This window comes from Sphingobium sp. (assembly GCF_032153725.1).
In the GTDB taxonomy this organism is placed as follows: domain Bacteria; phylum Pseudomonadota; class Alphaproteobacteria; order Sphingomonadales; family Sphingomonadaceae; genus Sphingobium.
Map to the genome: position 1 here is coordinate 21,581 of NZ_JALDYQ010000016.1, position 22,245 is coordinate 43,825.

Annotated in this window: 23 protein-coding genes; 18 read left to right on the forward strand and 5 right to left on the reverse strand. The window is 64.6% G+C overall.

Features of this window, described 5'->3' with window-relative positions; genetic code table 11:
* Window positions 1-33: 33 nt before the first annotated feature.
* The 3 genes from RUH75_RS07530 to RUH75_RS07540 all read left to right on the forward strand — a co-directional run bounded on the left by RUH75_RS07530 (window position 34) and on the right by RUH75_RS07540 (window position 2,158).
* The gene (locus tag RUH75_RS07530) at window positions 34-657 is read left to right on the forward strand and encodes a TetR/AcrR family transcriptional regulator (protein WP_313803850.1); all 624 of its coding nucleotides are present in this window, start codon (window positions 34-36) and stop codon (window positions 655-657) included.
* A gap of 77 nt (window positions 658-734) precedes the next feature.
* On the forward strand, window positions 735-1,367 hold the full coding sequence (locus tag RUH75_RS07535) for a DUF1326 domain-containing protein (RefSeq protein WP_313803853.1): 633 nt from the start codon (window positions 735-737) through the stop codon (window positions 1,365-1,367).
* 2 nt (window positions 1,368-1,369) lie between these two features.
* Complete coding sequence (locus RUH75_RS07540) at window positions 1,370-2,158, forward strand: DUF2182 domain-containing protein (protein ID WP_313803856.1); 789 nt, start codon at window positions 1,370-1,372, stop codon at window positions 2,156-2,158.
* Window positions 2,159-2,213: 55 nt separating this feature from the next.
* Here RUH75_RS07540 and RUH75_RS07545 read toward each other — a convergent pair whose 3' ends face one another.
* Window positions 2,214-2,741: a cupin domain-containing protein gene (locus tag RUH75_RS07545; RefSeq protein WP_313803859.1), complete on the reverse strand. Its 528-nt coding sequence runs from the start codon at window positions 2,739-2,741 to the stop codon at window positions 2,214-2,216.
* Between the two features lie 2 nt (window positions 2,742-2,743).
* The gene (locus tag RUH75_RS07550; RefSeq protein WP_313803862.1) at window positions 2,744-3,697 is read right to left on the reverse strand and encodes a fumarylacetoacetate hydrolase family protein; all 954 of its coding nucleotides are present in this window, start codon (window positions 3,695-3,697) and stop codon (window positions 2,744-2,746) included.
* Between the two features lie 178 nt (window positions 3,698-3,875).
* Between RUH75_RS07550 and RUH75_RS07555 the strand changes: the two genes are divergently transcribed.
* From RUH75_RS07555 to RUH75_RS07585, 7 genes are all read left to right on the forward strand, one after another.
* Window positions 3,876-5,024 carry an alpha/beta hydrolase gene (locus tag RUH75_RS07555; protein ID WP_313803865.1) on the forward strand — a complete coding sequence of 383 codons (1,149 nt, stop codon included), beginning with the start codon at window positions 3,876-3,878 and terminating at the stop codon, window positions 5,022-5,024.
* A gap of 13 nt (window positions 5,025-5,037) precedes the next feature.
* Window positions 5,038-5,445, forward strand: a complete 408-nt coding sequence (locus RUH75_RS07560) for a VOC family protein (RefSeq protein ID WP_313803868.1) — start codon at window positions 5,038-5,040, stop codon at window positions 5,443-5,445.
* Window positions 5,446-5,602: 157 nt separating this feature from the next.
* Window positions 5,603-6,778 (forward strand): MFS transporter, encoded by a 1,176-nt coding sequence (locus RUH75_RS07565; protein WP_313803871.1) that lies wholly within the window; start codon window positions 5,603-5,605, stop codon window positions 6,776-6,778.
* Window positions 6,771-7,472 (forward strand): SDR family NAD(P)-dependent oxidoreductase, encoded by a 702-nt coding sequence (locus RUH75_RS07570; protein WP_313803874.1) that lies wholly within the window; start codon window positions 6,771-6,773, stop codon window positions 7,470-7,472. The genes RUH75_RS07565 and RUH75_RS07570 overlap by 8 nt, the downstream gene beginning before the upstream one ends.
* 16 nt (window positions 7,473-7,488) lie before the next feature.
* Window positions 7,489-7,788: an antibiotic biosynthesis monooxygenase family protein gene (locus RUH75_RS07575; RefSeq protein WP_313803877.1), complete on the forward strand. Its 300-nt coding sequence runs from the start codon at window positions 7,489-7,491 to the stop codon at window positions 7,786-7,788.
* Between the two features lie 22 nt (window positions 7,789-7,810).
* On the forward strand, window positions 7,811-9,142 hold the full coding sequence (hisD, locus tag RUH75_RS07580) for a histidinol dehydrogenase (protein ID WP_313803880.1): 1,332 nt from the start codon (window positions 7,811-7,813) through the stop codon (window positions 9,140-9,142).
* A 2-nt stretch (window positions 9,143-9,144) separates the two neighbouring features.
* On the forward strand, window positions 9,145-9,912 hold the full coding sequence (locus RUH75_RS07585) for an SDR family NAD(P)-dependent oxidoreductase (protein ID WP_313803883.1): 768 nt from the start codon (window positions 9,145-9,147) through the stop codon (window positions 9,910-9,912).
* A gap of 49 nt (window positions 9,913-9,961) precedes the next feature.
* On the opposite strand, the gene RUH75_RS07590 is transcribed toward RUH75_RS07585, so the two are convergent.
* A complete protein-coding gene (locus RUH75_RS07590; protein ID WP_313803886.1) occupies window positions 9,962-11,101 on the reverse strand; it encodes an FAD-dependent monooxygenase in 1,140 nt (379 codons plus the stop codon).
* A gap of 179 nt (window positions 11,102-11,280) precedes the next feature.
* On the opposite strand from RUH75_RS07590, the gene RUH75_RS07595 reads away from it, so the two are divergent.
* From RUH75_RS07595 to RUH75_RS07605, 3 genes are read left to right on the forward strand one after another with little or no spacing between them, the layout of a single operon-like run.
* The gene (locus RUH75_RS07595) at window positions 11,281-13,752 is read left to right on the forward strand and encodes a TonB-dependent receptor (protein ID WP_313803889.1); all 2,472 of its coding nucleotides are present in this window, start codon (window positions 11,281-11,283) and stop codon (window positions 13,750-13,752) included.
* A gap of 10 nt (window positions 13,753-13,762) precedes the next feature.
* Complete coding sequence (locus RUH75_RS07600) at window positions 13,763-14,692, forward strand: NAD-dependent epimerase/dehydratase family protein (protein ID WP_313803892.1); 930 nt, start codon at window positions 13,763-13,765, stop codon at window positions 14,690-14,692.
* 12 nt (window positions 14,693-14,704) lie between these two features.
* Window positions 14,705-15,715: a LysR family transcriptional regulator gene (locus tag RUH75_RS07605; RefSeq protein ID WP_313803895.1), complete on the forward strand. Its 1,011-nt coding sequence runs from the start codon at window positions 14,705-14,707 to the stop codon at window positions 15,713-15,715.
* Here the strand turns inward: RUH75_RS07605 and RUH75_RS07610 are convergent.
* The gene (locus RUH75_RS07610; RefSeq protein ID WP_313803898.1) at window positions 15,712-16,152 is read right to left on the reverse strand and encodes a helix-turn-helix domain-containing protein; all 441 of its coding nucleotides are present in this window, start codon (window positions 16,150-16,152) and stop codon (window positions 15,712-15,714) included. The two genes, RUH75_RS07605 and RUH75_RS07610, sit on opposite strands and share 4 nt — an antisense overlap.
* Before the next feature lie 91 nt (window positions 16,153-16,243).
* Between RUH75_RS07610 and RUH75_RS07615 the strand changes: the two genes are divergently transcribed.
* From RUH75_RS07615 to RUH75_RS07630, 4 genes are all read left to right on the forward strand, one after another.
* Window positions 16,244-17,068: an SDR family oxidoreductase gene (locus tag RUH75_RS07615; RefSeq protein ID WP_313803901.1), complete on the forward strand. Its 825-nt coding sequence runs from the start codon at window positions 16,244-16,246 to the stop codon at window positions 17,066-17,068.
* A complete protein-coding gene (locus RUH75_RS07620; RefSeq protein ID WP_313803904.1) occupies window positions 17,065-18,654 on the forward strand; it encodes an NAD(P)/FAD-dependent oxidoreductase in 1,590 nt (529 codons plus the stop codon). The genes RUH75_RS07615 and RUH75_RS07620 overlap by 4 nt, the downstream gene beginning before the upstream one ends.
* Window positions 18,651-18,866, forward strand: a complete 216-nt coding sequence (locus RUH75_RS07625) for a hypothetical protein (protein WP_313803907.1) — start codon at window positions 18,651-18,653, stop codon at window positions 18,864-18,866. The genes RUH75_RS07620 and RUH75_RS07625 overlap by 4 nt, the downstream gene beginning before the upstream one ends.
* 73 nt (window positions 18,867-18,939) lie before the next feature.
* Window positions 18,940-20,010 carry a VOC family protein gene (locus RUH75_RS07630; protein WP_313803910.1) on the forward strand — a complete coding sequence of 357 codons (1,071 nt, stop codon included), beginning with the start codon at window positions 18,940-18,942 and terminating at the stop codon, window positions 20,008-20,010.
* 178 nt (window positions 20,011-20,188) lie between these two features.
* Here the strand turns inward: RUH75_RS07630 and RUH75_RS07635 are convergent, their stop codons facing one another.
* Window positions 20,189-21,004, reverse strand: coding sequence for a universal stress protein (locus tag RUH75_RS07635; RefSeq protein ID WP_313803986.1), 816 nt, complete (start codon window positions 21,002-21,004; stop codon window positions 20,189-20,191).
* A gap of 309 nt (window positions 21,005-21,313) precedes the next feature.
* On the opposite strand from RUH75_RS07635, the gene kdgD reads away from it, so the two are divergent.
* Complete coding sequence (gene kdgD / locus RUH75_RS07640; RefSeq protein WP_313803912.1) at window positions 21,314-22,231, forward strand: 5-dehydro-4-deoxyglucarate dehydratase; 918 nt, start codon at window positions 21,314-21,316, stop codon at window positions 22,229-22,231.
* Window positions 22,232-22,245: the final 14 nt, after the last annotated feature.

The window sequence follows — 22,245 nt, forward strand, 5'->3', positions numbered from 1 at the left end:
GACAGCGTTCAATTCATTCCCTATCGATCATCCATGGGCAGGCGATCCGATCACAACCGCGAAGAACTGGAGGCGCTGATCCTGGCGGAAGGGCACCGCCACATGGCCGAGGCCGGTTTCGCCAAATTCTCCTCGCGTGAGGTCGCCAAACGCATCGGCTATTCGGTCGGCACGCTCTACAATGTCTTCGGCAGCTATGATCGGTTGATCGTCGCCATCAACACCCGCACCTTCCACCTCTGGGCCGCCTATCTGGAGCATTGCCTCGCCAGCAATCCAAAGGACGGCCGGGAAAGCCGGCCCGAAACCCGAATAGCCGCGCTGGTGGAGGGCTATTTCAGCTTCGCCCGGGAAAACACGAACATCTGGATGGCGATCTACGACCACCGCCTGCCGCCGGGCATCCCCATGCCGGAGGATTATGCCCGGCAGCGGGCCGTCCTCACCGAAGTCGTCGTCCGCGAAGTCGCCGCCGCCCTCCCGCCGGAATCGGGGGCCATCGCCCCGCGCCTCGCCCGTTCGCTGGTCGCGACGGTCCACGGCCACTGCACCTTCGCGCTCAACGGCAGCTTCGCCCTTCTGGGCGAAACCGATCCACTCGAAATGGCCACCGCCCGCGTCAGGGAAAGCCTGAGAGCCGCCGGCGCCAGGCTGTAGGCGAAGCCCGCGACGGAAACGCGACGCAGCCTCAAGAATCTGCTATATTCCCCGCCGATTGCACGGGGAGTCGCATCATGGCTTACTGGATGCTCAAGGGCCGGGAATTCGCCAACTGCAACTGCGGATATGGCTGCAACTGCCAGTTTGGCGGCTTGCCCGACAAGGGCTTTTGCCAGGCCGCCTTCGGCTTCGCCATCGATGAAGGCCGCCATGGCGACATCGATCTGGCCGGCCTGAACATCGCGGCCGTCTTCCGCTGGCCCGGCCCGATCCACGAAGGGAAGGGCGAATGCGTGGCCTTCGTCGATGAACGCGCGAGCGAGGCGCAGCGCCAGTCCCTGCTGACCATCATGACCGGCGGTGACACCGCGCCCTTCGCCACGGTCTTCGCGGTGTTCGCCTCCACCGTCACGACCATGCACGAACCGCATTTCGTCCCCATCGCGTTCGATGTGGATGTGGAGGGTCGCAAGGGCCGCCTGCGCATCCCCGGCCATCTGGAAATGGACGGCGAACCGATCCGCAGCCCGGTCAACGGCTCTGAAGTCCGCGCCCAGATCCACCTGCCCGACGGCTTCGAATATGAAGTGGCGGAGGTCGGCTCCGGCGCCAGCCGCGCCATCGCCCCGATGCAGATGGAGCATGCATCAAGCTACGGACAGTTCGCCTATCTCCACCTCGACAGCCACGGCGTCGTCAGGGCTTGAGCGTGGCCGGATTGCCCGCGATGCTTGCCCGGCATCGCCTGATCTCCCTTGTCGCGCTGGCGCTGCTGATCGCGCTTGCCTGGGGCTGGCTGCTGGGCGGCGCGGGCATGGGCATGGCGCCGATGGCCTCGCTCGCCCCCGCCGGCCTTGCTCAAGACCCGATGCTGGCGATGATGATGCCCGGCGACGCGCCCTGGACGGCGGCGCAGTTCGCGCTGACGCTCGCCATGTGGTGGGTGATGATGGTGGCGATGATGCTCCCCTCCGCCGCGCCGGTGATCCTGCTCTATGCCCGTGCCGCCGGTACGGCCCGCCCGCCGACGGAAAGCTTCGCCCTGGGCTATCTCCTCATCTGGGGCTTCTTCTCCCTGCTCGCCACGCTGGCGCAATGGCGCCTCGCCCTGGCGGCGCTGCTTTCCCCCATGGCGATGGCCACGTCCAGCCGCGCGTTGGTCGCCGCCCTGCTGATTGCGGCGGGGGCCTATCAGATCAGCCCGTGGAAGGACGCCTGCCTGCGCCAGTGCCGCAACCCGGCGCAATTCCTCAGCCGCTATTACCGCCCTGGCCGGACCGGCGCGCTGCGCATGGGCATGATCCATGGCGGCTGGTGCGTGGGCTGCTGCTGGCTGCTGATGGCGCTGCTGTTCGCGGGCGGGGTGATGAACCTGACGTGGATCGCCGCTCTGACCCTGCTGGTGGCGCTGGAAAAACTCCTCCCCTGGAGCCGGGCGGTTTCGGTGATGGCGGGACTGGCCTGCATCCTCTGGGGCTGGTGGATATTGGCGGGGTGAATGAACCCATCCCCTTCTGCGGTCACATCCGCCGCGCCGCTGAGGTCGAACAGGTTCAAAGGCTGGCCTTCAACACATCCTCCGGCTTGGCCTCCGGCAACGGCTGGCCGTTATGGAGGTAGGCGGGCGCTTCGATCAGGATGAAGGCGATGCGGCACGGCCTGTCGCTGACATTGCGCCAGAGATGGTTGGTGCCGCGCTGGATGATGACGCCGCCTTCGCGGATGATGGTCTTGCGGCCGTCGTCCAGTTCCAGTTCGATCTCGCCGGACATGACGATGCCATAATCGATGCTGTTGGTGCGATGTTCGGGTGACTGCCTGCCCGGCAGCATGTCGACGATGCGGACCGCCGATCCCCGGTTGAGCGTCAGGCCCGCGTCCCGCTCCCGCCCGTCTGTTTCGTCATTATTGTCGGCCGGAACCGTATCCGTCGTCCAGAGCAGCAGGAAGGATGCGTCGCCCGACGGGATCATCCTTGTCGGGCTGACATCTTCCGACTTGAAGATGGCGCGGCCGTCGGCGTCATGGCCGGTGACGACGCGCTGCACCGGCGGCAGGCCGGAATCGCTGAGTTCGGTCATGCTCACACTCCCTGATGGGCGATGACGCCCTGGTCGATGATGCCGAACGGCGCGCGGCCGTCCGAAAGGCGCGCTTCCATGCGGACGCGGTCGCCAAAGCGCATGAAGTGGGTGCGGGGCGCGCCCTCGTCGACAATCTCGATGCCGCGCCGCTCGGCGATGCAGGAGGAGCCGACTTCGCGGAAATTGGCGTTGGACACGGTGCCCGATCCGATCACTGTCCCGGCGGGGAGATGGCGGGTGCGGGCGGCATGGGCGACCAGTTCATGGAAACCGAAGCCCATCGGCTCGCCATTGGCGGCGCCGAAGCGCGCGCCGTTCCAGTCGACCAGCAGGTCCATGCAGACGCGGCCATTGCGCCATTGATCGCCCAGTTCGTCGGGCGTCGCCGCGAAGGGCGCCATGGAGCAGGCGGGCTTGGCCTGAACCCAGCCGAAGCCGCTCTTCATCTCCGGTCCGGCGAGCATGCGCAGCGACCAGTCGTTGATCTGGACGATCAGGCGGATGTGGGCCATCGCGTCCTCAGCGCTCGTGCCCATCGGCACGTCATCGACGATGACGCCGAATTCGCCCTCGAAATCGATGCCGAGCGTTTCGTCAGGCATGGGAATGGCGTCGGTGGGGCCGTAAAAGCGATCCGACAGGCCCTGATACATGAGCGGGCGGCCGGTCTTTTCCGGCTCCATGCCCAGCGCCTTGTCCATCAGCGCGCCGTGGCTTTCGAAGGCGGAACCGTCCAGCCATTGCCAGGCGCGCGGCAGCGGCGCGGCGAGGGCGGCGGGGTCGAGGCTTTCGGGAAAGCTGGCGATGGCGGCAAGCCCGGCGGCGACGTCGTTCCAGCGGTCCATCGCCTCTTGCAGCGTGCCGACGGGGGCGTGGGCATAGCGGGCGCCATCGGGGGAGATGACGACCAGTCGTCCGTCCCTGCTTCCGTCCTTCAGCGTTGCCAGCCGCATGTCTTCTCCTTCGCTTTTCTTCCCGGACCAGAGCGATGAGGCAGCCGCGTCCCTGGGTCAAAACCAATCTATCGATAGCGCGCCTCGATAATATCGATTTGATCTGGATGATGACTGGCGGTCTGTGGCGGGATGAGGATGCGCGCCCGGCTGGCGCGACACTGCAAGGATCGCATGCATGTTCGAACCCTTTCCCGGAAATTACGTCTGGAATCTCGCGACCAATCTGGCGCTGGTGTGCGGCGGCAATCATGGCGAGATCGACGAGGCCAATCGCCCGATCATGGAAGCGGCGAAGGGCGGTGCGGACGCCGGCAGCGCGCAGATGTTCGACAGCTGGCTGCGCGTCGCCGATCAGGTGGCGGCCAATGCGGCAGCGGACGAGGCGGCGGGCCATGCCCTGTCGGCGGGGAGCAAATATCTGCGGGCGTCCGGCTATTATCTGGCGGCGGAGCGGATGCAGAGCCGTGATCATGCACCGCGCTGGGCGGCTTACGATCGGGGGCTGGAACTCTATGCCAAGGGCGTCAGGCTGCGCGGGTTGCATGTCGATTTCGTCGAGATTCCCTATGAGGGGAGCGCCTATACCGGCATCTTCGTCCACGATGGATCGGGGACGCCGCGGCCGGCTCTGGTGTCGGTCAACGGCCTTGATTCCATGAAGGAGCAGGTCAACATGGCGGGCCATGGCGCCGCCAATCTGGAACGGGGGATCAACACCCTGTTCATCGACCAGCCGGGAACCGGGGAAGCGCTGCGCAAGCGGGGGCTGACGGCGGTTCATGATGCGGAACGCTGGGGATCGCCGGCGTTCGACTATCTGCTGACGCGGGCGGATGTCATTCATGCGAAGATCGGGATATTCGGCCTGTCCTTCGGCGGCTATCATGCGCCGCGCATTGCGGCCAATGATCCGCGCTATGCGCTGTGCGCGGTGATGGGCGCGAACCATGTCTGGGGGCAACGCCAGCGCGAGCGGGTGGCCAATGAGGGTGAAAATCCCGTGCCGCATTATTGGGACCATGTGATGTGGGTGTTCGGCTTCGACAATCGGGACGACTTCCTGACCTATGCCGACCAGATCACGCTGGATGGGCAGGTCGGGAAGATCAGGGTGCCGTTCCTTGTCACCCATGGCGAAAATGACCGGCAGATACCCGCCTTCAACGCGCAATTGAGCTATGATCAGGCGATCAACTCGCCCAGGCGGACGCTCCGCATGTTCACGAAAAAGGATTTCGAGGTCGAGCATTGCGGAGCCGATAACGGCACCGGCATGCGCGACTATATCGCTGACTGGTGCGCCGAGACTTTTGCCCAATTATAAGGAGGATCGGGTGATGGCGGAGTTCAGCTTCCATCATGGCGGGGTCAGCGTGCCCAGCCTGGATGACGCGATCGACTGGTATGGCCGGGTGCTGGGCTTTGCGGTGGAAAAGCGCTTCACGATCGAGGCGGCGCGGGCACGGGCGGCGATGGTCCGCAAGGGGCCGCTGCGCTTCGAACTGTTCGAGGTGGAGGGCGCCGGGCCCTTGCCAGAGGAGCGGCGGCATCCCCCTGCGGACCTTCGCACCCATGGCAACAAGCATGTCGCCTTTCGCGTGGAGGATCTGGACAGCTTTCTGGCCGAGATGGAGGAAAAGGGCGCGGATATCGCCTTCGTCGTGCGGGAAGCGTTCGGCAAGGGATGTTTCCTGCGCGACTGCGCGGGCAATCTGATCGAATTCGTCGAGGAGCTGGATGTCTGAACAGGCCCATCGCTTCTGCGAATAGCTGGGTTTCATCCTTTCGGTTTGACGCTTTCCCTGCGCTGGGCTTCATATTCGCGCATATAGGAGAGGGCCGAGCCATGTTCGATAAGCAAGCCGCATGATGGATCGTGAAGCAACCCTCGCGCCCGGTTTCATGACCGGCTTTTCCCTGTTGTTGCCGATCACCCTGTCGACCATGGCGATCGTGCTGCTGGCGCCGGTCCTGCCGCAATTGCTGTCCGAATTCAGCGCGGTGCCCGGCTTTGAATATTGGGTGCCGATGATCCTGACGATCCCGGCGCTGTGCGTGGCCTTTTTCTCGCCGCTGGCGGGGATGCTGGGGGATATGTTCGGGCGGCGGCGGTTGCTGCTGCTTTCCTTCCTCATCTATGCGGTGGTGGGGATCGCGCCGGTTTTCCTGAAAAGCCTGCCCGCGATCCTGATATCCCGCATCGGCGTGGGGTTGAGCGAGGCGCTGATCATGGTGTTGTCGACCACTCTGATCGGGGATTATTTCACGGGCGCGGCGCGGGACAAATGGCTGGCGGGGCAGACCGCCTTCGCCTCGCTTTCCGCGCTGTTGTTCTTCAACCTGGGCGGGCAATTGGGGGCGTTCGGCTGGCGGACGCCCTTCTGGGTCTATGCCTCCGCCCTGCTCATGTTCGCGCTGGTGTTGCGCTTTACCTGGGAACCGCAGGGGGATACCGACCGGCAAGACAGGCCCAGGGCCAGCTGGGCGGGCTTTCCATGGGCGCGGATATTGATGATCATGGCGATCACCATCTATGGCTCCGTTTTCTTCTATACCGTGCAGATTCAGGCCTCTTCGGGCCTGCATGAACTGGGCCTCAGCGATCCGGCGCGGATCGGTTTCCTGACCTCGGTGGCGAGCGTCGGCGTGCCGCTGGGGACATTGCTCTATTCGCGGATCGGGCGCTGGCCGGTGCGGCATCTGTTGCTGATCGAGTTCGCGCTGCTGGCCGCCGGCTTCGGCATCATGGGGCTGGCGAAGGGGCCGGAGGCATTCCTGATCGGCTGTTTCCTTAACCAGATCGGCGCGGGACTGTTGCTGCCGACCCTGCTGGTCTGGGCGATGAGCCTGCTGTCCTTCGAGATACGCGGGCGCGGCGCGGGCCTGTGGCAGAGCAGCTTTGCCTTTGGGCAGTTCCTCAGCCCCGTGGTCGTGACCCTGTTGTCGAAACAGGCGGGCGGATTGCTGCCGGCGTTCGGCATGCTGTCGATCGGCGCGGTGATCGGCGCGGGGGTCGCGCTGGTCGCGCCCTTCCGACGCGGCGAGCAGCCGGTGGGAGGCGCGGTCGCCCATGGCTGATCGGTTGAAGGGCAAGGTCGCGGTCGTCACCGGCGCGGCCAACGGCATCGGGCAGGGCTGCGCGCGGCTGTTCGCGGAAGAAGGGGCGCATGTGATCGGCGTCGATCGCGGGGATTGCGACCTGCTGGACGAAGCGGCGGTCGCGGCGTTGTTCGCGCGGATCGGGGCGGAGCATGGCCGGATCGACATCCTCGTCAACGCGGCGGCCTTCGCGATATTCGAATGGATCGAGGTGATGCGCTATGCCGACTGGAAAACGACGCTGAGCGGGGAGCTGGACATCGTGTTCCTGGCCACGCAGGCGGCCTGGCCATGGCTGAAGGCGAGTGGCCGGGCATCGGTGATCAACTTCGCCTCCGCCAATGCGCGCCATGCGCTGGCGGGGTCACCGGCGCTGGCGCATTGCGCGGGCAAGGGCGGGGTGCTGGCGATGACGCGCCAACTCGCCATGGAGGGCGCGCCGCACGGCATCCGCGCCAACAGCATCGCGCCGGGCTTTATTCGCACCGCCGCGACGGAACGGCATCTGGCGGCTGATCCCGCTCTGGAGGCGAAGGTGCTGGGCAAGAACATGATTCAGCGCCTGGGCGAGCCGGAGGATATTGGCTGGTGCGCGGTCTGGCTGGCATCCGATGAAGCCCGCTACGTGACCGGCGCGGATATCCCTGTCGATGCTGGCGCGACGGCCTGGTAGAAAGAGGAAAAAGGCGATGATCACCGAAGTTGCGCGGATCGAAATCGATCCGGCGAAGGCTGCCGCCTTCGAAGAGGCGGTGGCGCAGGCCGCACCCCATTTCCGCGCCGCGCCCGGATGTCGCAGTTTCCGGCTGGAGCGATCCGTGGACAGTCCGGGCCATTATCAGCTTGTCGTCGGCTGGGACAGCGTGGACGCCCATATGGTCGATTTCCGCGCATCCGCGGGATTTTCCGTCTGGCGGGCGCTCGCCAGCCCCTTTTTTCGCACGCCGCCGCACGTCGATCATGTCGAACTGGCGGTCGAGGGTTTCTGACATTTCCTGAAAGGACAGGTTCATGGCGCAATATCTGAAACGCGGCGCAACGGCCGAGGCACGGGCCGATGCCGACCGCAAGGTCCGCGATATTGTCGAGGCTGCGCTGGCCGACATCGAAAAGCGGGGCGATGACGCCGTGCGCGACATGTCGGTCAAGTTCGACCGCTGGGATCGTGACGACTATCGCCTCAGCCAGGCGGAAATCGACGCCTGCGTCGACAGCCTTTCGCCACAGGAGCGCAAGGATATCGAATTTGCCCAACACCAGGTGCGCAATTTCGCCCGGATCCAGCGGGATTCGATGAAGGATGTCGAGGTGGAGACGCTGCCCGGCGTCGTGCTGGGCCACAGGAATCTGCCGGTGAACGCGGCGGGCTGCTACGTGCCGGGCGGCAAATATCCGCTGCTTGCCTCCGCCCATATGTCGGTGATCACCGCCAAGGTGGCGGGCGTGCCGCGCGTCATCACCTGCGCGCCGCCCTTCCAGGGAACGCCCGCCCGAGCCATCGTCGCGGCGCAGGCGCTGGCCGGGGCCGACGCGATCTACGCGCTGGGCGGCATTCAGGCCGTGGGCGCGATGGCGCTGGGCACGCAGAGCATCGATCCGGTGGATATGCTGGTCGGGCCGGGCAATGCCTTTGTCGCGGAGGCCAAGCGGCAGTTGTTCGGGCGCGTCGGCATCGACCTGTTCGCCGGGCCGACCGAGACGCTGGTGATTGCGGATGAAATCGGCTGCGACGCGGAACTGGCCGCGACCGACCTGCTGGGTCAGGCGGAACATGGGCCGGACAGCCCGGCGGTGCTGCTCACCACGTCGGAAAAGCTGGCGCGCGAGACGATGAAGCAGGTCGAACGCCTGCTGACCATCCTCCCCACCGCCGACTATGCGCGCAAGGCGTGGGAGATGTTCGGCGAAGTGATCGTGGCGCAGGATGATGCGGAAATGGTCCGCATCGCCGACGAGATCGCCTCGGAGCATGTTCAGGTGATGACCGCCGACCCGGATTATTTCCTGAAGACCATGACCAATTATGGCGCCCTGTTCCTGGGCGCGCGCACCAATGTCAGCTTTGGCGACAAGGTGATCGGCACCAACCATACCCTGCCGACGAAGAAGTCAGCCCGTTACACTGGCGGCCTGTGGGTCGGCAAGTTCATCAAGACCTGTACCTATCAGAAGGTGCTGACCGATGAAGCCTCGGCCCTGGTCGGTGAATATTGCAGCCGCCTGTGCGGGCTGGAGGGTTTTGCGGGTCATGGCGAGCAGGCGAATATCCGCGTGCGCCGCTATGGCAAACGCGACGTCCCCTATGCGGGAATGGCCACGCCGACTCCGGCGACGGCGGCCTGAGGATGGAACCGCTGCCCACAACGCCGAGCTTTCGGCTGGACGGCAAGCGGGCGCTGGTGACGGGGGCGGGGCGGGGCATCGGCCTTGCCTGCGCCGCCGCATTGGCGCAGGCGGGCGCGGATGTGACGCTCGCCGCGCGCAGCAGCGGGGAGATCGAGGCCGGGGCGGAGGCGATCCGCGCGGCGGGCGGCCGGGCCGATGCGCTGATACTCTACGTCAATGACGCGGCGGGGACGGCGCGGGCGCTGGACGCAGTCGCCCCGTTCGACATCTTGCTCAACAATGCGGGCACCAACCGGCCCATGCCCTTCACCGACGTGTCGGAGGAGGATTATGACGCGGTGCTGGACCTCAACCTGCGGGCGGCTTTCTTCGTCGCGCAGGCCGTGGCCCGGCGCATGATCGAGGCAGGCTCGCGCGGTGCGATCATCCATATGGGGTCGCAAATGGGCCATGTCGGCGGCCAGCGCCGGTCGCTCTACTGCGCGTCCAAATGGGGGCTGGAGGGGATGAGCAAGGCGATGGCGCTCGATCTGGCGCCGCATGGCATCCGCTCCAACACCATCGCGCCGACCTTCATCGAAACGCCGATGACCAGGCCCTTTTTCGAGGATCAGGCGTTCCTTGCCAGCGTGCTGGAGAAGATCAAGCTCGGGCGGCTGGGCACGGTGCAGGACCTGATGGGAGCGGTGGTGTTCCTCGCCTCCGACGCGGCCGGCCTGATGACCGGGACCAGCCTGGTCGTCGACGGGGGGTGGACGGCGGAATGAGAAAGGGCCGGTGGAATTCGCCACCGACCCTTTTCCCTGGTTCCCCCCGTCAGAAAGGATCGTTCAACCGGCTGAGGGCGCCTTCCAGCAGGGCCGCATGTTCCTGCGGCGGCCGATGCGCCAATTGCAGCCGGCCGATGCCGACGCTGCTTTCGATGATGTCCCGGCAACGGTCATAGCGGCGCTCTTCATAAGCGGCGAGGGCGGTGGCCACGTCGGCCGCCTTCGCCAGCTCCTCGGCAAGGACGATGCCGCTTTCGACCGCCATGCCCGCGCCCGATGCCAGATGCGGCGTGGTCGCATGGACGGCATCGCCCAGCAGCACGATCCGCCCGTTGGACCAGGGGCGCGGCTGGAGCGCGGCGGCAAGCGGGCGGTAGTTGATCCAGTTTTCCCGCGTCATATTGTCGCGGATCCAGCCGGCATTGCCACCAAAGTCCGCCAGCAGGCCCTTGAGGGTGGAGAAGAGTTCCTCCTCCGACATGAACGCCTCGCGATCCTCATGCCGGGTGAGCATCCACATATAGACGCTGTCCGGGCCGCAGGCGGTGATGCCGCAGGGATTGTCATGGCCAAGGTAGAATTCCCCCGCGTCGAGGCCGGGCGGCTTGGCGATGGAGATGCGCCAGCATCCCTGCCCGGTCGGCCGGGGCGGTCCCATATGCGGGAAGGCGATGGCGCGAACGCCGGAAGAGACGCTGTCGGCGCCGACGACAAGGTCGAAGCGGCCGGCGCCGCCATCGGAAAAGGTGACATCCACGCCATCGGCATCATTGTCCAGCGCCGTGACCGTCAGTCCCAGACGGACCGGGATGGCGAGTTCCCGCACGCGGTCCTGCATGATCCTGTGCAGCACCGGGCGCATGATGCCGCCGGTCGCGGGCAGGCCTTCCTCGATGACGGGTTCGTCCAGATCGTGCATATGGGTGCCATCGAAGCGGAACAGGCGGGTCCGGTTGGTGATGGCGCCGGCCATCTTGACCGGCTCCAGCAGGCCCAGACGGCGATAGGCGCGCAATGTCGGCCCCGTGATGGTGATGCCCGCGCCATAGACGCGCCATTCCGGATCGAGATCGATCAGTTCCGTCCGGACTCCTCTCTCCGCCAGGCTGATGGCGCTCGCCATGCCGCCAATCCCTCCGCCCACGACAAGCGCCGTGGCGATGCTCTCGATATGATCCTCTGCCATGTCCTGAAGAACTAGCGATGGTCGGGGATGAGACAAATTCTTCCTGTCGATGGTTGGCATCCATCCAGTCGTTTCGTGGCCGTCCCTGTGCGCAGATAGTTGTCATCCAACAAATCAATGTGACTTTTTCACTGCCCGGTCCAGAATTGCGCAAAATCAGATCATCGGGGAGAGAGATCATGCGTAGCGTGCTATTGGCCAGTACAGCGGTGGTGGGCGTCTTCGCAGGGGCGTTGGCCGTGATGCCGGCCAGGGCGCAGACCGCCGATCAGGCCGGTCAGGGTTCGGGTCTTGCGGAAATCGTCGTCACCGCCCAGCGCAAGGAGGAAAGCGTCCAGAAGGCGGCCATCGCGATCGACGCGGTATCAGGGGATGCCCTTGCCAGCCAGGGTATCACCTCGGCCGCGCAGATCACCAAGGCCGTGCCCGCTCTCAGCCTTGCCACGCCGGGGGGCAATGTCACCTCGATCTTCCTGCGCGGCGTCGGCAATACGACGACCAGCAGCTGGAACGATCCAGCGGTTACGCCAAATTACGACGGCGTCGTGCTTGGCCGGGCCTCCGGCGCTTTCGGTGCGTCATTCTATGATCTGGCGCGCATCGAAGTGCTCAAGGGGCCGCAAGGCATTCTTTATGGCCGCAACGCCACCGGCGGCGCGGTCAATATCATCCCGGCCCGTCCGAAGCTGGGGGAAACCGGCGGCGGTTTCAATGTCTCCTATGGCAATTACGATGCGGTCAACGCCGATGGATATGTCAATCTGGCGATCGGCGACACCAGCGCCCTGCGCATTTCGGGCATGCGGCAGATTCACGACCCCTATAATCGCGACGGAACCGACGATCTGAAACGATCGGGCCTGCGCGGACAGTTTCTGTTCGAACCGCGGGATGGGCTTTCGCTGCGGATCGGGGCCGACTGGACCCATCTTGGCGGCAAAGGGATCGGGGCGAATTATCTGGGCAGCTATGTGCCCAATGCCTCGGGAACCTATGATTTCGTTCCCGTGTCCTTCGATCCTTCCGAAGGCATCAATACGACGGCGGCCAACGCCTATCGCCAGACCCAGCTCGGGGCGCCCGGTTTCGGTTTTCTCGCAGCACTCAACCGCGACCAGTCATTCAATTCCACCTATTGGGGCGTGAACGCCGAACTGAATGTCGATACCGGGCTTGGCAAGCTGACCGTCATTCCCGCCTATCGCAAATCGAAGGACCGCACCTTCTTCTATGCAGTGGCGTTCAACACGGGCAATACGAACGAGGATACGGCGCAGGCCAGTCTGGAAGCCCGGCTGTCGGGCAAGCGCGGTATCTTCGACTATGTGCTGGGCGGCTTCTATTTTCATGAGAAGATCAAGGCCGACAACGAATATAATCAGGAATTCGTTCTCCCCATCCAGCGCTATACGCAAAAGACCGACAGCTGGGCCGCCTTCGGCCAGTTGACGGCCCATCTGTCCGACCGGTTCCGGCTGGTCGGCGGCCTGCGCTACACGCATGACCACAAGGACATGAACGGCCTCATCAACAATTTCATCACCTTTTGCGGCGGCGTACCGGGCGTGCCGGGCAGTCCCGGCCTGATCACGCCCCCGGGTTCCTTCGCCCAGGGTTGCGCCGCGCCGGGCGCGCTGCCGCATTTCCCCAATTTCCTGAACACGGGGGACATGATCAACTGGCTGGTGGCGAACGGATGGATTTCCTCCACGACCACCGACCAGCCGAACGCGCAGGTCCTGCCGTTGCTCAATGGCGTGGCGCAGATCCTCAAGACCTATAATCCGGTGATTGCCGACGGTTCCTACTCGCGCGTGACGTGGAAGGCCGCCGCCGAATATGATCTGGCGCCCGGCAGCCTGCTCTATGCCTCGGTCGAAAGCGGTTATCGCGCCGGCGGTTTCCAGCTTGCGGAGGGCCGCCCCAGTTACAGGCCGGAATATATCACCGCTTACACGATCGGTTCCAAGAACCGGTTCTTCAATAATCGCGTCCAGCTCAATATCGAGGCATTCTACTGGAAATACCGGAACCAGCAGATCAATTATTTCACGGTCGACACCAGCGGTGCATTGATCAGTTCCACCGAAAATGCCGGAAGGTCCACGATCAAGGGATTCGACATCGATGCGATCGTCAAGCCGGCATCGCGCACGACGCTGAATGCCAAGGTCCAATATCTCAAGGCGCAATATGACGACCTGCATCTCTTCACGGCTGCGCCGCGTGACAATTTCAACTGCCCCTTCACCTATACCGGTCAGATTGCGGGCGGCGCCCCGGTCAAGGATCTGAACTGTTCGGGCAAGCCGCTGCTCTACTCTCCGAAGTGGACCGTCAATCTGGGCGCGGAACAGGTCGTGCCGATCAACGACCGGCTGGAAATCGCCGGGAACGTCAACACTGCCTGGCGCGACAGCCAATATGGCGGGTTTGAATATCTGCCCTTCGAACATATTCCGGCCTATTGGACCACCGATCTTGGCCTGTCCCTGCGCCAGCCCGATGGCCGCTGGGCCATGACCGGGTTCATCCTCAACCTGGAAAACAAGCGCCGCGATCTTTCGCCGCAGGCTTCGCCGATCGGGTTCGCGATCGCACATTATTCCGCCCCGCGCACCTATGGCGTGCGGTTGTCGGCGGATTTTTGAGGGTCCACCCATGACGATCATCGTAACGGGCGCAGGGGGCTTTGTCGGGCGGCAGCTGGTGCGGCGGCTGCTGGCGGCGGGGCAGTCTGTCGTCGGCATGGACAGCATGCCCGGCGGCATTCCGGCGGGCGCGCGGGCAGTGGTGGGCGATATCTGCTCGGCGGAAGTGCGGGCGGAGGCCTTTCGCGACGGGTGCGGCGCGCTCGTCCATCTCGCCACCGTGCCGGGCGGAGCGGCGGAGGCTGATCCGGCGGCGTCGCGGCGGGTGAATATCGACGCCATGTATGATCTGCTGGAGGACGCCAGGGCCGCCGGGGACCGGCCGCGCATCGTCTATGCCAGCTCGATCGCGGTCTTTGGCGACCCGCTTCCAGCGCGCGGCGGGGATGATGCCACGCCGCTCGCGCCGCGCATGGTCTATGGCGGGCACAAGGCGATGATGGAAATCGCCGTTGCCATGATGCATCATCGCGGCGGGATCGAGGGCGTGAGCGTTCGCCCGCCCGGCATTCTTGCCCGCCCCAAAGGCCCGAGCGGCATGAAGTCTGCTTTCATGAGCGACCTGTTCCATGCGCTGCGGGCGGGCGAGGATTTCGTCTGCCCGGTGTCGCGGGGGGCGACGATCTGGGCGCAGTCGGTCAGCCGGTGCGCGGACAATCTGGTGCATGCGCTGGGGATGGATGCGGCGCTGATGCCGGTGACGCGGGTGGTGACCTTGCCCGCGCAGCGCATCGCCATGGGCGATCTGGCCGTCGAGATCGCGCGGCAATGTGGGACGTCCGCCGATCTGGTCCGCTATCAACCCGATGCCGCGCTGGAGGCGGCCTTTGGCGCGCATCCGCCGCTGGCGACCCCGGCGGCGGAGCGGGCGGGCTTTGCCCATGACGGCGACCCTGCTAAGCTGGTCGCCAATGCGCTGGCCGTCATAACGGCGGACTGAAGGGAGAGGGATGTGCGGTTCGACAGGCTGGACCTCAATCTGCTGGTCGCGCTGGATGCGCTGCTGTGCGAACGCAGCGTCAGCCTGGCGGCGGATCGCATCTGCCTCTCGCAATCGGCCACCTCTTCGGCTCTGGGACGGCTGCGCGAATATTTCGCCGACGACCTGCTGGTTCAGAAGGGACGGCAAATGGTGCTGACCGCCCGTGCCGAAGGGTTGGTGGACCCGGTCCGCGCGGTGCTGGAGCAGATCAGGTCGACCATCGCCGTGCCGCCGCCTTTCGATCCGGCGACATCCGACCGGACGATCCGCATCATGGCGTCGGACTATATCACCGAAGTGCTGCTGGCATCGGCCATGACCGACCTTCAACAGCAGGCGCCCGGGATGCGGTTCGAAGTCCAGTCCCTGACCGAGGTTCTGCTGGAATCGCTGGAGCGCGGCGCGATCGACCTGCTCATCACCATCGATTATGCGATTTCGGCCGATCATCCCAGCCAGATATTGTTCGAGGATGATTATGTGGTGGTCGGCTGGAACGGCAATCCGGCCATGGCCATGCCGATGACCAAGGAACTGTATTTCGAACTGGGCCATGTCACGGCCCGCTTCGGCCGGGCGCGGGTGTCCGCGTTCGAGGACTGGTTCGTGCGGCGGCAGAAGCGCCCGCGCCGGGTCGAGATCGTGACCCACAGTTTCCTGTCGCTGCCGGGGTTGGTGATCGGGTCGAACCGGATCGCGACCATGCACCGGCGGCTGGCGACGCGCATGGCCGGATATCTGCCGCTGACCCTGCGCGAAGTGCCGATGGACATTCCGCCGATCCGCGAGGCGATCCAATGGCATATTTCCAGCAATAACGACCCGGCCATCCGCTGGGTGGTGGAGCGGATCGTCGCCGGCGCGCAGGTACCCGTCATGGGAACGGAGGAAACGGTCGTTTCGATCGATGACGCGCGCATTTCGCGCGAGGAACTGGCGGCGCAGTTTCTGAGCGACGCATCGCCCAAGGGGCGCGGTTAATCCTCCGCCGCGTCGAAGCTGGCGCGGGCCTGTTCGATCCGTTCGCGGCCTGATTGGACCCAGACGAGCAGATGCTTCGCCTCGCCCAGCAGGCCCCGGCCCAGAGGCGTCAGCGCATAGCCAACCCTGGGCGGCACATCGTCGCTGACGGATCGGGCCACCATGCCGTTGCGCTCCAGTTGCCGCAGCTTCAGCGTCAGCACGCGCTGCGAAATCTTGCCCTCCGCGCTCATGCGGTCGAGCAGGCGGCGCAGCTCCGCATGGCGAAAGGGCGCAATGTCCAGCAGCAGCAGGATCAGCATCGACCAGCGGTCGCCCAGCAGGCCGAATATGGTGCGGACCGGCGCGTCCCGCTCCGCGCCATGTTCCGCCATGTCGCGGGCAAGCGTGGCCAGGCCTTCGCGGCGGATCAGGTCGAAATCGTCGAAGTCGGTCATGGCCTTTTGAAGGCACAAAAAAGTGCCGTCTTCTCCCCTCTGGTGGCCACATTATGACGGTTTTCCAGAAGATCAATGAGAGGAGAGGACGATGCAGTCCGATTCGGGGAAGGCCGATGCGATCCGTCTCGACGGGAAAGTCGCCATCATCACGGGGGGCGCGGGCGGCATAGGCGCGGCGACCGCACGGCTGATGGTGGCGAGGGGCGCGCGCGTGGCGATTGCCGACATCGCGCTGGATGCGGCGCGGGCCGTGGTGGATGGCTTGCCCGACGCCATGGCGGTGCCGCTCGATCTGGAAAGCGAAGATTCGATCGAGGCGATGGTGGCGCAGGTGTCCGGGCATTTCGGACGGATCGATATCCTCCACAATAATGCCGCGCTGCTGGGCCCCGATATCGCCCGGCAGGATGGCGATGTGGAGCATATGGGAACGGCGCTGTGGGATCGGACCTATGCCGTGAATGTGCGCGGGACGATGATCGCCTGCCGCGCCGCCCTGCCCCATTTGCGGGAGACGCGCGGCAACATCGTCAACACCGTCAGCAACCTGGCGCTTCAGGGGCATGTGATCCAGTCGGCCTATAGCTCGTCCAAGGCGGCGATCATCCAGATGACGCGCTCCATCGCGGCGAGCCATGGCGCGCGGGGCGTGCGCTGCAACGCCGTCGCGCCGGGGATGACGCTGACGCCCGCCTTGCGCGAAGCCTTTCCGCCGGCGCTGCTGCGGGCGGTGGAGGCGGAGACGCTGCGGGATCGGCTGGGCGATCCGGAGGATATTGCCGAGGCCGTCGCCTTCCTCGCGTCGGATGCGGCGCGCAACATCACCGGGCAATTGCTGGTCGCGGACGGCGGCTGCGCGTCGCATGTGCCGGGCATCGCGCAATTCCGGGCCTTTTTTGGAGAGCATCAATGAACGGCCATGACATCGTCGTGATGGGCGGCGGGCATAATGGCCTGACCGCCGCCGCCTATATGGCGAAGGCGGGCAAGAAGGTGCTGGTGCTGGAGCGCAAGCCGCATTTTGGCGGCGGCGTATCGACGCGGGAACTGATCGCGCCCGGATACTGGCATGACGAGCATAGCAATGTGCACATCATGATTCAGGGCAATCCCATGATCCGTGAGGATGAGCTGGGGCTGCTGTCGAAATTCGGGCTGGAATATATCTACCCCGAACTGCCGCATGTCAGCATCTGGGACGACGGCACGGTGATGCGGTCATGGAAGGATCTGGACCGCACCTGTCAGGAGATTGCGCAGTTCAGCCCGCGCGATGCGGAGGCCTATCGCCGCTTCGTCGGCATCAGCCAGAGCGTGCTGCCGATGTTCATGTCCGGCCTCTATGCGCCGCCCTTCCCGATGGGCGCCTTCGTGGCGATGATGGACCAGTCGGATGAGGGCCGCTTCCTGCTCGACGTGATGCAGCGCTCCGCGCTGGACGTCGCCAATCAATATTTTGAGAGCGACCGGCTGAAGATTCACCTCGTCCGGCTGATCACCGAAAATCTCCAGATGCCCGATGAACTGGGCACGGGCATGGGCGTGCTGCTGATGCCGGGGATCATCCACACCTATGGCGTGTCGATGCCCAGGGGCGGGTCGGGCGAACTCAGCCGGGCGCTGGTGCGGGCGATCGAACATATGGGCGGTGAAGTGCGCTGCGATGCGGAGGTCCGGCGCGTGATCGTGTCGTCCGGCAAGGCGGTGGGGCTGGAAATGGCCGATGGCGAGACGCTCATGGCGAAGGACGGCGTGATCGGCGCGATCCATCCCCATGTGCTGCGCAAATTCGTCAGCGAAACGCCAGAGCCGGTGTTGCAGCGGGCGGAGCGGGTCACGCCGTCGACCTTCTCGATCAACCTGCTGCATCTGGCGCTGAAGGAGAAGGCGAAGCTCAAATGGAGCGAAGGGGAGGGCGGGGTGATGACCGAACTGCTCCAGACCCACACGGTCCGCGACATGCTGCTCGACTATGACCATCTGCGGCGCGGCGTGGTGCCGCCGCGCAGGTTGATCGCGGGCGGCGACAACAGCGTGAACGATCCCGGCCGCGCGCCGGCGGGGGGCGGCGTGTTCTATGGCGTCACCTTCGCGCCCTATGATCTGCATGAGGGCGGGCCTGCCGCCTGGGATCGGGTGAAGGAGGAAGTGGCGGAGGAGAGTTTGCGCCAATATCGGCTGTTCTTCACCAATCTCGACGAGGCCAATATCATCGGCAGGCTGGTGCGGTCCCCGCTCGATCATGAGCGCGACAGCCCGGCGAGCTTCCTCAAGGGCGACATCCATGGCTGCGCGCCCTTCATGTACCAGACGGTCGGGCACCGGCCGACGCCGGACCTCGGCCATTTGCGCGTGCCGGGGGTGGAGGGCCTCTATCTGGTCGGCCCCTTCATGCATCCGGGCGGCGGCGTCTTCGGCGCGGGGCGCGCGACCGCGATCCAGATGATGGACGATATGGGGATAGACTTCGACAAGGTCTGCGCAGGAGCGGTGACATGAAGAAGCAGATGAAGATCCTCGACGCGCAGGACAAGGAACTGATGACCGTCCGCAAGATCGAGCGCGAGGGCAATGCGCTGATCATCCGGGGCAAGATCTTCGGCGCGATGCCGATGGTGGCCAAGCTGACGCCTGCCGAGGCGCGCGCCGCGTTCAGCCTGCTGGACATGAAGACGATCCTGTTCCTGCTGTCCTTTCTGTTCCGCAGATAGCTGCGTCCCATGAAATGCGTTTCCGGTGGACCGTGGCACTCCTCATAACCAAGGGGCAGGACGAGGAGTTGTCATGAGCATTTTGGGCGTAGCGAGCGCGGTCTTCGGTGTCGCGGACTTGGAGGAACATCGCCGGTTCTGGACGGATTTCGGGCTGCCGCTGCTGCATGCGGATGACAGCGAAGCGGTATTCGGACTGGCTTCGGGATCGCATGTGGTCCTCTACCGCCATGGTGATCCGCGCCTGCCGTCGCCCGATCCCTTTCCGGGCGATGGCCTCAAGGAAACCGTCTGGGGTGTGGACAGCACGGAGGCGCTGGAGCGCATGGCGGCGAGCCTGGCGAGCGAGGTGGACGTGCGCCGTGATGCCGATGGCACCGTGCATTGCCTCTGCCCCGACGGCCAGCCGATCGCGCTCCGGCTCTGGAACAAGCGGCCGGTGGTGAGCGAAACCAGCCCGGTCAACACGCCGGGCCATTATCCGCGCTTCAACCAGCATCGCATCTGGCGCCGCCGCGCCATTCCCAAGACGATCAACCATGTCGTCTTCTTCTCGCCCGATTATGTCGGCAGCTTCGAATTTTACGAGCGGCATATGGGCTTTCGCTATGTCGATCACAGCAAGGGCACGGGCATCTTCGCCCGCGCGCCCGGCACGTTCGAACATCATTCCATCTTCTGGGTCAATTGCGACCTGCCGATCGCGCCGGACCATTTCAAATTCATGCATATCGCCTTCGGCATGGACGATATCGATGAAGTCATGCTGGGCGCCAATATCATGGAGGCCAGGGGCTGGAAGAATGCCAGCATGAACAGTTCTGGCGGCATTTCACGCCATCGCATTTCCTCGGCCATCTATTATTATTGCGACATGCCCGGTAAAGCGGGCGAAGCGGAATATCATGCCGATACCGACTATCTGGATGATAATTGGGTTCCCCGCGCCTGGGACTTCCGTTTTGGTTCGCTGCTCTGGGCGAATAATGCGCCGCCGATCTTCCGGGGCGACAATATCCCCTGGGACATGACATTCGACGCGGATCGGTCGAGCTTCGAACCGTTTCGGAAGGCGAAGCCCGGAAAGGGAAAAGTTGAGGGCAAGCTCGCCGAAATCACGAGCGAGGATGAGCACGCCATCTGACCCCCAGCCTGACGATTATTTTTTCGTCAGGCGGATGCGACTTTCCCTGTCCTACACACGCCCACCGCGCTACACCGCGCCTGGCTCTTTTCCACCGTGAATCCCGCCTTGGACCCCCGCGCCAAAACCCGCGGGTCCCGGCAATAGCATCGTGTCACCTATGTCACCCAAATCCGCTTCAGTGGGCCAGCAAGAGCGGCACATGCACTTCGCGCAACATGGTCCGCGTCACGCCCCCGAACACGATCTCCCGCAGGCGGCTGTGGCCAAAGGCGCCCATCACCATCCAGTCGGGCTTCAGCACGCCGATCGAGGCTTTCAGGGCCGCCTCGACCGACCGGCCATCCTGCGGCCAGGTGTGGAACTGGCATTTGATGCCGTGCCGGGCCAGATATTCCGGCGCGTCGGTCGCAGGGAAGGGATATTTGCCCGCTTCCTCGACGGTCACGACATGCACCTCCTCGGCCAGTTCCAGCAGCGACACGCTGAGGCGCAGCGCCGCCGACGCTTCCTGCGACCCGTCCCACGCCACGACCGCCCGGCCGGTGACGGCAAAGCCCTTCATATCCTGCGGCACCGCGATCACCGGCGTTCGCCCGCCCAGCGCCAGATCGGCCGCCAGATGCAACGGATCGGCAAGCTCCTTGCGCGGGCCGGAGGGCAGGGTGACGATCATTCCGTCGGCCAGCGACGCGGCGGACAGCAGGCCACGGACGATGTCGCCCTCCGCATGCCGCCAGTCCCAGCTGACATCCTCCCGCCGCAGCCGGTCCTCGACCCGCATCCGCGCCTTTTCGTCGATATCGTACAGCTCGGCCATCATCGCCGGCGCCATGGACGCGCCGCCATACATGTCCGCCGCGACGAAATCGGGAACCGCAGTGACCTGCACGCAATGAATATGCGCGCCCGATGCGCGGGCCAGATCGCAGGCCGCCTGCAAGCGGCTTTCCGCGCCATGATCTTCATGAATGTGCAGCAGGACCGATTTCATCATGCGTCTCCCGGCAAGCTTTCCCCTGCCTGACTAGGACGTCCCCGGTGCCGTCGCCATCAGGGATAATCCTTATATCTCTTTTTGCAGCAGAATCCGATTGGAATGGACATGAGTTGGACCACCATACGCCTTGAACTTGCCCGAACAGCTTGGAGCAGGAGATTTCAAGAAAAAAATAAGCGATCAAGCCAAGTCGTGCATTGATCATGCGCGCATTTGGTTTGGACGCTTTTCGGCCCAGCCCTTATCTCCATCCTCATGAACGCCGGGCGGCAACATGCCCGTCAGGAGAGGAGATTTCACGAGATGAGCCATTTTAGCCCGACCGATCTGGCGCGCCAACTGGGCCAGGGGCTGCTGTCCTTTCCGGTCACCCATTTCGATGCGCAGGGCGCATTTCTGGAAGGCGCCTATCGCGAGCATTGCAGCTGGATGCTCTCACACGAGTTGACCGGCCTGTTCGCGGCGGGTGGCACCGGCGAGTTCTTCTCGTTGACTCCGAACGAGGTGGCGAAGGTCGTGGCGGCGGCGGTCGCGGAAACCAATGGCCGCATCCCGGTCATCTCCGGCTGCGGCTATGGCACCGCCATTGCCGCCGGCATTGCCCGCGACGCGGAAAAGGCGGGTGCCGACGGCCTGCTGCTCCTCCCTCCCTATCTGATGAACAGCAAGCAGGAGGGGCTGGCGAACCATATCGAGGCCGTCTGCCGCTCCACCGGCCTTGGGGTCATCGTCTACAATCGCGACAATGCGGTGGTGAACGACGAAACCCTCGCACGCCTCTGCGATCGCAACCCGAACCTGATCGGTTTCAAGGATGGCGTGGGCGATATCGAACTCATGACCCGCATCCATGCCCGCATGGGCGACCGCCTGACCTATATCGGTGGCCTGCCCACGGCGGAAACCTTTGCCACGCCCTATCTCACCATGGGCGTCACCACCTATAGCTCGGCCATCTTCAACTTCATGCCCGAATGGGCGCTGGCCTTCTACAGGGCGGTGCGCGCGGGCGACCAGGCTCATGTGATGGCGCAACTGCGCAATTTCGTGCTGCCCTATATCGCGTTGCGTGATCGGGGCCGGGGTTATGCCGTCTCGATCGTCAAGGCGGGCCTGCGCGTCATCGGCCGTGATGCAGGGCCCGTCCGTTCACCACTCACCGACCTGTCGGCGGACGAGGAAGCGCAACTGCGCATCCTGATTGAACGCGCGACCGCGTGACTAAAGGCCAAGGC

Bases quoted from the DNA above. Each gene is read 5' to 3' on its own strand.
- RUH75_RS07530 (WP_313803850.1), top strand. From the start codon at position 34: ATGGGCAGGCGATCCGATCACAACCGCGAAGAACTGGAGGCGCTGATC.
- RUH75_RS07535 (WP_313803853.1), top strand. From the start codon at position 735: ATGGCTTACTGGATGCTCAAGGGCCGGGAATTCGCCAACTGCAACTGC.
- RUH75_RS07545 (WP_313803859.1), bottom strand. From the start codon at position 2,741: ATGACCGAACTCAGCGATTCCGGCCTGCCGCCGGTGCAGCGCGTCGTC.
- RUH75_RS07550 (WP_313803862.1), bottom strand. From the start codon at position 3,697: ATGCGGCTGGCAACGCTGAAGGACGGAAGCAGGGACGGACGACTGGTC.
- RUH75_RS07555 (WP_313803865.1), top strand. From the start codon at position 3,876: ATGTTCGAACCCTTTCCCGGAAATTACGTCTGGAATCTCGCGACCAAT.
- RUH75_RS07560 (WP_313803868.1), top strand. From the start codon at position 5,038: ATGGCGGAGTTCAGCTTCCATCATGGCGGGGTCAGCGTGCCCAGCCTG.
- RUH75_RS07565 (WP_313803871.1), top strand. From the start codon at position 5,603: ATGACCGGCTTTTCCCTGTTGTTGCCGATCACCCTGTCGACCATGGCG.
- RUH75_RS07570 (WP_313803874.1), top strand. From the start codon at position 6,771: ATGGCTGATCGGTTGAAGGGCAAGGTCGCGGTCGTCACCGGCGCGGCC.
- RUH75_RS07575 (WP_313803877.1), top strand. From the start codon at position 7,489: ATGATCACCGAAGTTGCGCGGATCGAAATCGATCCGGCGAAGGCTGCC.
- hisD (WP_313803880.1), top strand. From the start codon at position 7,811: ATGGCGCAATATCTGAAACGCGGCGCAACGGCCGAGGCACGGGCCGAT.
- RUH75_RS07585 (WP_313803883.1), top strand. From the start codon at position 9,145: ATGGAACCGCTGCCCACAACGCCGAGCTTTCGGCTGGACGGCAAGCGG.
- RUH75_RS07590 (WP_313803886.1), bottom strand. From the start codon at position 11,101: ATGGCAGAGGATCATATCGAGAGCATCGCCACGGCGCTTGTCGTGGGC.
- RUH75_RS07595 (WP_313803889.1), top strand. From the start codon at position 11,281: ATGCGTAGCGTGCTATTGGCCAGTACAGCGGTGGTGGGCGTCTTCGCA.
- RUH75_RS07600 (WP_313803892.1), top strand. From the start codon at position 13,763: ATGACGATCATCGTAACGGGCGCAGGGGGCTTTGTCGGGCGGCAGCTG.
- RUH75_RS07610 (WP_313803898.1), bottom strand. From the start codon at position 16,152: ATGACCGACTTCGACGATTTCGACCTGATCCGCCGCGAAGGCCTGGCC.
- RUH75_RS07615 (WP_313803901.1), top strand. From the start codon at position 16,244: ATGCAGTCCGATTCGGGGAAGGCCGATGCGATCCGTCTCGACGGGAAA.
- RUH75_RS07620 (WP_313803904.1), top strand. From the start codon at position 17,065: ATGAACGGCCATGACATCGTCGTGATGGGCGGCGGGCATAATGGCCTG.
- RUH75_RS07625 (WP_313803907.1), top strand. From the start codon at position 18,651: ATGAAGAAGCAGATGAAGATCCTCGACGCGCAGGACAAGGAACTGATG.
- RUH75_RS07630 (WP_313803910.1), top strand. From the start codon at position 18,940: ATGAGCATTTTGGGCGTAGCGAGCGCGGTCTTCGGTGTCGCGGACTTG.
- RUH75_RS07635 (WP_313803986.1), bottom strand. From the start codon at position 21,004: ATGAAATCGGTCCTGCTGCACATTCATGAAGATCATGGCGCGGAAAGC.
- kdgD (WP_313803912.1), top strand. From the start codon at position 21,314: ATGAGCCATTTTAGCCCGACCGATCTGGCGCGCCAACTGGGCCAGGGG.